This window comes from Mesonia ostreae, from assembly GCF_031845265.1.
GTDB lineage: Bacteria > Bacteroidota > Bacteroidia > Flavobacteriales > Flavobacteriaceae > Mesonia > Mesonia ostreae.
On record NZ_JAVRBG010000026.1, the window covers coordinates 1 to 9,717 of the forward strand.

Here is a 9,717-nt window from a genome sequence, read left to right on the forward strand (position 1 = left end):
AAGAAAATTAAAAAATTCGGCTCGTGCTTAACCGAATAGTTATCGCTAATTTGCACGCTACGAGCCATATACAAAACAGTTATGTGCAAGCTGAAAACCAAACTATGTCATTCAGAAAATTAAGTAGAAAATATGACTTTCTTGATAACACAAGAATTCTATTGGATTTCAAATTTGACCCAATAAAAGAATTCTTGGATAACTCTGTGGAAATGATTCTTCGACAAGAAAAAGAATTAGATAAAAAATATCACGCTTGGAACAAAAAGCACGCGCACAATCCTGAAGTACCAGATGCATTTGATATTTACGAAATGGAAATTATAAACAGTTCGGAATTTCCTAACATTCTTAATCAATCAATTTATCTGACAATTTACTCAACTTTTGAAAATAAATTTTTCAGTCTCTGTGAATGGTGTCAAAATGTTGAAAATTTAAAAATTGGACCTAAAGACATTAACGGACAAGGTTATATTGGACAATGCAGAAAGTATATAACAAATGTGCTAGACGTGAATTTGGATGATTTAAATGAAACATGGGTTGAAATTAAAAAATATCAATTGATTAGAAATTCAATAGCTCACAACAATGGAATATTAAAATCACCAAAAAATGATGTTCTGACATTTATTGAAAATTCGAGCGGAATTTCGTTTGATACCGAAAAATCACAAGTAACAATTGAATCCATAGACTTTTTAAAAACTCTGATTGATAAATTGACTGATTTTCTATCTGAAACAGCTGAAAAAATAATGAACAAAAAAAATAAAGCCAGCACATAACACCGTATATAGCTCATAGCTAAGCAGTTGCTTAATCAAAGTTAAGGCATATTTGGAAAGTCGCCAAATTTTTAAATTTGACAACTTCCCAAAAAATAAAATAAGTAGTAAAATTTAAAAATCTGGCTTGTGCTTAATCCGAAAATAATCGCTAATTTGCACGCTACGAGCCATATACAAGACCGTTGTAGGCAATTAAAGCAACAATATGGCTGACAGAAAAATTTTTGGAATTAACAACACATATTCGATTCATTATTCGCACGATTCATTGAATAGCGAAGAATTTTCCATAATTGCTCTCGAAGAAGATGATATGCCACCTCAATACTTTTTCTTTTCAGAATACCTAACGCAATTAACCGATAGAAATGAAATTTGGGGAAAAGGACTATTTCTTCTCAATCTTTACAATGGTGCTGTAAATATTAATCTTGTTAATCACGATTGGGATTCACAAGTTAGTTTTACAAGATTAACTAATTGGGTAACTCACGAAAACTTAACACCACTTAATACAGTAGATATACTACCAATTAATCCTTTTCCGTCAAACCCAGTGACAGACAATGTGAAAAAAGCGAAATTGAAAAATGCTCATTTTATAACTTATTCGACTTTTCTTTCTAAAAGTGAAAAAGATGTTCAAAGTTTACTTTTACTTTCTGGAAACAAGCTGAATTGGATTACTTTGTATGCAATATATGATACTTTAAAATTTTACTCTCAAGATTTTGATGCTCTGACAACTAAATGTGGATATACGAAAAATGACATAAAAGCATTTACAGGAACTGCTAATAATTTTGGACTTTTGGGAATAAACTCAAGACACGGAGAATTAGGTTGGGGAATACCAACTAATACTATGAATATACAAGATGCTAAAAAACTTATATTAAATATGTCAAAGAATTATATTATGTCGAAATAAAACTGCCTACAACACCGTATAAAATTAATTGCTGGTGCAGGCCTACTTACGAAAATCCTCGCGGATTTTCTATTCGGTTTGTATTTGCTAAATTAGTTGCTTAAACAACGCAACTAATCTTATACAAATACGTCGTTGGCAACAAGCTAAAAAAACATCCTGCTTATGATTAAAATTTATTTCGATTGGAACGTTTTGTCACAAATTAAAAATGGAAAGCATAGCGAGCTAAAAGAAATAATTTTTGACAACGACAAATTATTTATACCATTCTCTACATCGCACATTGGAGATATTTTTTCGAGCTTTATAGATACAGATGAGCAAAAAAAATACATTAAATCCGATTTAGACTTCATTTCTGACATTACAAAAGATAAATGTTTAATGAACACAGGAAAAGAAGTTGTGTTGGACTTTTATCCACCTGAAGAACTTTTCCAGCAAAGAATTGATGAAAAAGACTTATTCAAAGACATCAGCTTGGACGGATTAATGAACATTTTTGAAAAAGATGAATTAACCAAACCAATTGGGAAGGCATTATTTGGTTTATTAAAATCAATTCCAATTGAAGAATCATTTAAACAGGCGTTTGACAATCCTGAAAGTGCAAAACAAATAGAGCAAATGTTTCCTGGTTTACGTGAAAACCCTACAATGGAAGGTTTTTTTCAAAGTTTCAGCAAAATGAATTTAAACTTGAATGAATCGGATGGTTATAAAGATTTGAGGAAAACAGTTCAGAATGGAACTGGTATTAATCGTGATAAAATCTATAATTCAGAAAATCCATATAAAATTATTGATGATAATTATAAAAAATTAGGTGTTACGCCAAATGAATTTGTAGACAACAGTAAAAATGCACCTGAATGGTTTAATGAAATTACCAATGAGTATATTTTACTTGATATGCACGGTTTTCAAGAAGACAAAGTAAATATTGGTAAAGGCAGAAAAGAAACCTTTAAGAATACAACAGAAGATGCATTTCATTCAGCTTTTGCTTCCACTTGTGATTTTTATGTTATTAATGATAATAAGTCATTTCAGAAAACGAAAGTCATATATGAAAAACTAAACATTAATACTTTAGTATTAAAACCATCTGAATTTGTAGATTATTACCAAAAATACCTTCAAATAAATGACCCTATTTTAAATTTCAGAATACCATTTGAAATCATTAAATCGGAAGAATATTATGAAGAAGTTATGGAAGATGCTGTTTTGCGTACATATTATGTCCCATTTTTTTTCTTCGGCTTCTTTAATAAGATTATGGTTTTATTGCCAAATGACAATAGCAACGCTAATATATTATTAAGTCAAAATGGACCAAGCAATCATAAAGTTTACTCGATGGAAATTCAAAGGTTATATAAAGAATTAAATAGTATATTAGGAAACGATATAGATAATTTAGGAGAAATTAAAGATGAAGAATTTAAACAAGACGAATGGATTGGTCGTAAATGGAAATTGGAAGAGATTACATTCCGTTTGACAAGACCAAATGGTCATTTTCAATTATACTTTGACCAATAACAAGATTGTGAAAAGCCAGTTGCCAACACCGTATATAAAACATAGTGCGAGCCGTTGCTAACACGAAGGTTCGGGCATTTTTGCGAGGTCGCCAAATTTTTAAATTTGGCTAATTGAGAAAAGAAAGATAATTAGAAAAATTTAAAAATCTGGCTTGTGCTAATCCGAAACGTAACTGCCAATTTTCTGCACTACGTTTCATATACAAACACGTTATGTGCCATATGACAAAACCGTTACCAAAAACAAATTGAATTTATGAAAGATGGATTTTTCAAGGAATTAAGACAAGAAATAAAACCTCTTGATAATTCTTCTGTATTAGATGTTGAAAAGAAGTACAATATTAAATTTCCTGAATCATATCTTGAGTTGTTGAGATTTCAGAATGGTGGTTATCTAAACTATTCCGCTTATCCAATAGGTTCATTAGGAATAAAAGTTCCATTTTCAGACGACTTATTAACTGTGCGAGGAATTTCTGGAATTCGAAATGAGACCAGAGATTACGATTTAGAAGAAAACACGGAACTTTTGGATGAATGGGAACTTGATAAATCAAAATATGTGACATTGGATTGTGATGGCCATTGGTGGATTTGCTTCGACAAAACACAATTGAATCAAAATGGAGAACCGAAAATTGTGCATATAGAACTTGAATATGGAGACAGTCCTGTGATTACTGTTTTGTCTGATAATTTTCAAGATTTCATAAATAAACTGAAAGAATACGAATATTAAACCAAAATACGGCACATAACACCGTATAAAAATAATTGCGGTTTAGTGGCTAAAACAAAGGTCGTTGCGTGTTTGTAACGTCTGATTTTCCTTCGGAAAATCCTCGCAAACAAACCCGCAACTATTCTTATACATAAACGTTGTACAACATAAAGAATGAAAATAAAATTTGTAATAATATTCACATTTTTAGCTTTTATAAAGGCTGAATTTTCTCATTCTCAACATTCCGAAAAATTTGTTGAATTAACACAAAATTTGAAACCAATTGATTCAATAGTTAAAATCAAAAAATTTAGAAACGGAAAAATTAAAGAAATTTCTAAATTTTTAGTTTATGAATATGGAGAATATACTTATGAAATTGTAAGTGGGAAACAACAATTATTTGACAAAAAAGGGAGATTATTTTATGAAGTTTTTTATGGTAGTTTTGGGAATTTAATTTATCAAAAACAATTCAATAATAAGAATCAACTCTATAGAATTATTGAAACAACAAAAATTGATTTAAAACCTGAAACCACTCTTTATCAAATATTAAACTCTAATAAAAAAACTTTAATTGAAAGTTATGAAAAAGAGTATAACTCAAATAAAAAAGAGGGAAATTTAAAATTATGGAAAGAAGGAAAATGGTTGAATGGAAGAAAAATTGGAAAATGGAAAACTTATAATTTTTGTGACGAAACATTTAAAATAAAGGAATACAAAAAGAAATAAAACGTTGTACAACACCTTGTATAAAAAATTGCTAAATTCGGCTTAATCAAAGTTTGTTGCTTTTTTAATAAACTCTATTTTTCCTGCGGAAAAATGCCGTTCATTTAAAACGCAACTTTCCATACAAAAACACGTTGTACCTAATTTAGAATGACATTTGAAAAAATAAATAAATGCTATGAAAATTTCTTGAATATTGATTTAAAATCAATTCATTTCGAGATGAATTCATATTCAGAATATCACACAAATAATGGTAATAAATTAGAAATTGAAGATTTAGATTTAATTAATCATCCAATTGGATTTACAGACGATTCAAATGAGATTTTTAGATTAGTAAATTTTGAGAATAAAAACTTTTTAATCAGTAATTCAAGATGTTATCCTTGCTCAAGAGTTTATGAAAACACAAATGGTTATCGATGGGTAGAAGTGTTAATAATTCCAAATGGTCAGAAAATAAAGATTTTAAATAAAAATTCATCAGTTAGATATAGTTTTTATACACTAAAGCTGTTTGAACACTTGAAATCATTTGACGATTTAATAAAGTTTGACAAGCTTTACCTTGAAACCTTTTCGGAAAATGATTGGCTTACTATCTTGGAAAGAATTCAATTTCTTGTAAGGTCTGAAGCAAGACCAAATGAAATTTTAGATGCTTTTCAAAAATTAAAATTGCTAAATCCTTTTCAATTAAGTATAATTTCAATTACAGATGGAATAAGTATAAAAAAAAAAGACATCCAAAATTATCTACTTAACAATAATACTATACCTCTTTCAATAACTTATATTTCAAACCCTTCATTTAATTTCAAAGTTTCAGATAGCACAAATGAAATTTTAGAAACAGAAGATTTTTTAGAATTTATTAATTCCTTAACTAATGAAGAAGTAAAAGATTTTTTTGAATTAAATTTTCTTGAAGAATCTTTAGAAACGGATAATATATATCCTGAATTTAAACTTGATGTTTTAGGTATTAAAATTTTGGAAAGATGGGAAAAAGATGGTTTTAATGGTAATGTAGCGAATAATGTCCGAAATAGAATGAATTCCGTTAACATATCAGAAAAACTCATTCGCGAATACTATAAGAGAATAAAAAGGAACTTAAGGTCTATCGAAAATAAAATTAGGAGTAAAAAAGGATTTAATATTGTCGGTAGTCTTTATAATGAAAGTTTACTTTATAATTTAATTCAAAATGCTTTTCCTAATTACGAAGTAATTACTCAATACAGTCCAGATTGGTTAGGAAGACAAAGAATTGATATTTATATTAGGGAACTAAATCTTGCTATAGAATATAATGGAAAACAACATTATGAACCTGTAACATATTTTGGAGGAAAAGAAGGTTTTTTAAAAACCGTTGAAAGAGATAAAATAAAAAAGAAAAAGTGTAAACGGAATGGATGTGAACTACTAGAAGTAAAATATGATGAGGATTTACAAAAAACAGTTGAATTAATAAAAACTAGGTACAACACCGTATAAAATTAATTGCTGGTAAAAGCCAATTTACGAAAGTCCTTTCGGACTTTCAATCTGTGATTTATTTACTAACTTTAGTGCTTAAAACACGCAACTAATCTTATACAACAACGTTGTGCCTAATTAAAAAACTGAAATTTAGAGTTTGAATTATACTGAAATAGATTGGAAATTGATTTTTGATATTTTAAAAAGTATCTCAATCATAACTGCTTCCTGTGTTGCTATATATGGGATTAATTCTTGGAGAAGAGAAGCTAGATGGAAAAGAAAATACGAATTAGCAGAAGAAGTTTTATCAAATATGTATGAAGCACATCAAGCTATAAAGATTATTAGAAGTCCAATTGGACTTGGGAGCGAAGGTTCTAGTAGAGAAAAAAGTGAAAATGAAATAAAAGAACAAACTGAAATATTCAACCAGGCATACGTAACTCGTGAAAGGTTTCAGCGAAATAAAAAACCAATAGAGAAACTTCAAAGTTTAAAATTTAGATTCATTACAGTTTATGGAAAGGATTATGAAAAATATTTTGATAAATTTTCGCAAACAATAAATAGAATATTTTCTGCCTCTGACCTGATAGCAATGGTAAAGCTTGGACAATTTGAACACGATAAAGAATTCAAACTTCAAATAATGAAAGAAAACAATAAAGTCTTATACAATGTATTTAAAGGCGAAGATGAAATTGAAAAAGAATTGAACAATGCAATTACAGCAATCGAAGATAAATGCAGAGCAGTTATAGGAAAAAATAACTAGGCACAACAACGTATAACAACAATTGCGGCTTTGTGTCCTGCGGACACAACCGCGCAAGCATAAAAGTCGGTAATTTTAGCTATCTTAGTTTTTAACCAACCCGCAACTGATTGTTATACAAGAACGTTGCCACACATTTGAAAAAAACAGAATTCATAGAAAACCCAGAGGTCATTTTATCAAAGGAATTTGATATAAAATCAACCTCTTTTGGCGGAATTTATATTGGAGAAAATATTCAAGAGCTAAATGGACAAGAAATATCTGAATATTATGACAATGAAGATAAGAATCAAAACCTGAAAATAAAAAATGGTTGGATTTTAATGGAGAGCGGAATTCAATATGTCATAAAAAATAGTTTTGTCAAAATGATACGCGTAAAAGAAAACGGACTGAAAAAATTTGTCAATTTTGATGAAGTACAGATTCAAAAATTGATTGGAAAACCAAACAAAATTAAAAATGACGGAATAATGTGGGTTTGGGATTACGTTGTTGAGGCAAAAGTTCATCATTACAAAAAGAAAAAACTAAAAATTCATTACTCTACCGAAAACGGAAAAGTATGCGAATTAGAAATCGGATAAATTATGAGTAGAATATTAGGATTAGATTTAGGAACCAATTCAATTGGTTGGGCTTTAATTGAGAATATGAATGTTGTAGAAATGGGAGTAAGTTTATTTCCAGAAAAGAGAAGTACACAGCGGAATATAAAATCAAAAACGACTGAATTATTGACTGTCATCAGAAAAAATAGACAGTTAATTTCTCTGTCCACATTGACAATATTCTTATTTATAATGGCAATTTTAATGCCTGCATTTTGGCAATTTTGGGTAAATCTTGCAATAGCTGGAATTTATACTATTTTGACAATTAAAAGAAAAAAATAAGGAATTGTGAATTGCTTTTAGATTGCGAAAAAAAACGTGTGGCAACAACGTATATAGCTCATAGCTGGGCAGTTGCTTAATCAAAGTTAAGGCATATTTGGAAAGTCGCCAAATTTTTAAATTTGACGATTTCCAATAAAAAAGATAAATAGTAAAATTTAAAAATTTGGCTTGTGCATAATCCGAAAATAATTGCTAATTTACACGCTACGAGCCATATACAAGACCGTTAGCCACAATACAAAGGAAAATTTATGAAGAACATTTTAGGAATTATTTTAATCGCATTTTTGGTAAGTTGTAACTCTAATGCAAAAAAAGAAAAAGAACTGCTTGAAAAAGAAAATGAGTTATTACAAAGAGAATTAGAATTAAGCAAAAAAGAGCAAAACTCTGATGTTAAGGAAATTGAAATTACACAAACTAAGAAAACTGAGAAAAAAGCAAAAAAACTGACTGGTTACACTTTTGAGAATTTTCATATATCGGAAAATCGTGTTGGAATTTTCTCAAAAGGAATGACAATTTCAGATGTTTATAATACAATACCGAAAGACCAAATCAAGAAAAAAGTTGGTTACGGAGAATTTGCTGATGATACGTTTGACGATTATGAAATCTATGACTCGAATGGAGAAAAAGTATTGATTCTAACACCAAAACAAAGCGGAAATACGAACTCGAAAATAAACCGAGTTTTAATTTTAGATAATAGATTTCAAACAACAGAAAAGATTGGTTTAAATTCAACTTTTGGAGATTTAGCTAAGTACTATCCAACAGACAAAATTTCGCCTGATATGGAACATATTGTGTTAGATGTTAATCATATTAATGCTTGGTTTACAATAAAAAAGACTGAACTTCAAGATGGTTGGTGGAATGGAAAAGGAATTGACAAAACAAAAATACCAAACACAACAAAATTTGATGGAATATCAATCTGGTGGAAATAAGTACTATGGCTAACACCGTGTATAATTAATGGCTGGTTCTCGCCTACTTACGAAAATCCTCGCGGATTTTCTATTCGGTTTTTATTTGCTAAATTAGTTGCTTAACAACGCCACTAATCATACACAAGACCGTTGGCATTCATTGAGCAGAACCGTTAAAAATGAGACTTATGAGTAATTTAAAAGACATTAAATCGGAAATTGAAAAATATGCGAATGACTCAAATCTGACTGAATTACAAATTGTTGCGAAACTCGAAAAACACTACTTTGACAAAAAAGTAAATGAGAATTTAAAGTTGTATAAGAAAGGAAAGAAAAAAGTGAGCGAAATAACCAAAGACCTAAAAATATCGCCGCGAAAATTTTATGGAATTTTAGAAAAGAAAAATATTGAACATAAGAAATATAAAAAAGAGTGATTTAAAACAGAACGTTTGACTTTTAGTTCGTTTGTGGAATCAGAAACTGAACTGAAAAGCAAAACCCGAATTGATTGCGGAATTTAGCCAGTTGCGGAATTGCTCACTCAATCGGAATTGAAAAAGTTTGCGGAATAAAATGCTGACTGAATTTACTCAAACGCTCGAAAAAATAAAAAAGGAATTTAGTCGAATAAGAATAAGTCGGAATGAAAAAAAAAACGAAATGCCAACACCGTGTATAATTAATGGCTGGTTCTCGCCTACTTACGAAAATCCTCGCGGATTTTCTATTCCGTTTTTATTTACTAAATTAGGTGCTTGAAACACGCCACTAATCATACACAAACACGTTACCCAACATTTAAGACAAACATCGAGAATGATACGAAATTATTGGAATGAAGAATGGAAAGAGATAAAATTTG

11 protein-coding genes are annotated in these 9,717 nt (G+C 29.4%); all 11 read left to right on the forward strand.

What is annotated here, in order from left to right:
- Positions 1-104: 104 nt before the first annotated feature.
- On the forward strand, positions 105-791 hold the full coding sequence (locus tag RLT85_RS14780; protein ID WP_311402819.1) for a hypothetical protein: 687 nt from the start codon (positions 105-107) through the stop codon (positions 789-791).
- A gap of 208 nt (positions 792-999) precedes the next feature.
- Positions 1,000-1,725, forward strand: a complete 726-nt coding sequence (locus RLT85_RS14785) for a hypothetical protein (protein ID WP_311402820.1) — start codon at positions 1,000-1,002, stop codon at positions 1,723-1,725.
- Between the two features lie 165 nt (positions 1,726-1,890).
- Positions 1,891-3,276, forward strand: coding sequence for a hypothetical protein (locus RLT85_RS14790; RefSeq protein ID WP_311402821.1), 1,386 nt, complete (start codon positions 1,891-1,893; stop codon positions 3,274-3,276).
- 258 nt (positions 3,277-3,534) lie between these two features.
- Positions 3,535-4,020 carry an SMI1/KNR4 family protein gene (locus RLT85_RS14795; protein WP_311402822.1) on the forward strand — a complete coding sequence of 162 codons (486 nt, stop codon included), beginning with the start codon at positions 3,535-3,537 and terminating at the stop codon, positions 4,018-4,020.
- A gap of 156 nt (positions 4,021-4,176) precedes the next feature.
- Positions 4,177-4,743, forward strand: coding sequence for a hypothetical protein (locus RLT85_RS14800; RefSeq protein ID WP_311402823.1), 567 nt, complete (start codon positions 4,177-4,179; stop codon positions 4,741-4,743).
- Between the two features lie 150 nt (positions 4,744-4,893).
- Positions 4,894-6,249 (forward strand): putative endonuclease domain-containing protein, encoded by a 1,356-nt coding sequence (locus RLT85_RS14805; RefSeq protein ID WP_311402824.1) that lies wholly within the window; start codon positions 4,894-4,896, stop codon positions 6,247-6,249.
- A 142-nt stretch (positions 6,250-6,391) separates the two neighbouring features.
- Positions 6,392-7,012 (forward strand): hypothetical protein, encoded by a 621-nt coding sequence (locus RLT85_RS14810; protein WP_311402825.1) that lies wholly within the window; start codon positions 6,392-6,394, stop codon positions 7,010-7,012.
- A gap of 137 nt (positions 7,013-7,149) precedes the next feature.
- Positions 7,150-7,602 carry a hypothetical protein gene (locus RLT85_RS14815; RefSeq protein WP_311402826.1) on the forward strand — a complete coding sequence of 151 codons (453 nt, stop codon included), beginning with the start codon at positions 7,150-7,152 and terminating at the stop codon, positions 7,600-7,602.
- A gap of 3 nt (positions 7,603-7,605) precedes the next feature.
- A complete protein-coding gene (locus RLT85_RS14820; protein WP_311402827.1) occupies positions 7,606-7,911 on the forward strand; it encodes a hypothetical protein in 306 nt (101 codons plus the stop codon).
- Positions 7,912-8,165: 254 nt separating this feature from the next.
- Entirely contained in the window at positions 8,166-8,867 is a 702-nt protein-coding gene (locus RLT85_RS14825) for a hypothetical protein (protein ID WP_311402828.1), read from the forward strand.
- A gap of 170 nt (positions 8,868-9,037) precedes the next feature.
- Positions 9,038-9,289: a hypothetical protein gene (locus tag RLT85_RS14830; protein ID WP_027127236.1), complete on the forward strand. Its 252-nt coding sequence runs from the start codon at positions 9,038-9,040 to the stop codon at positions 9,287-9,289.
- The last annotated feature ends 428 nt before the right edge of the window (positions 9,290-9,717 follow it).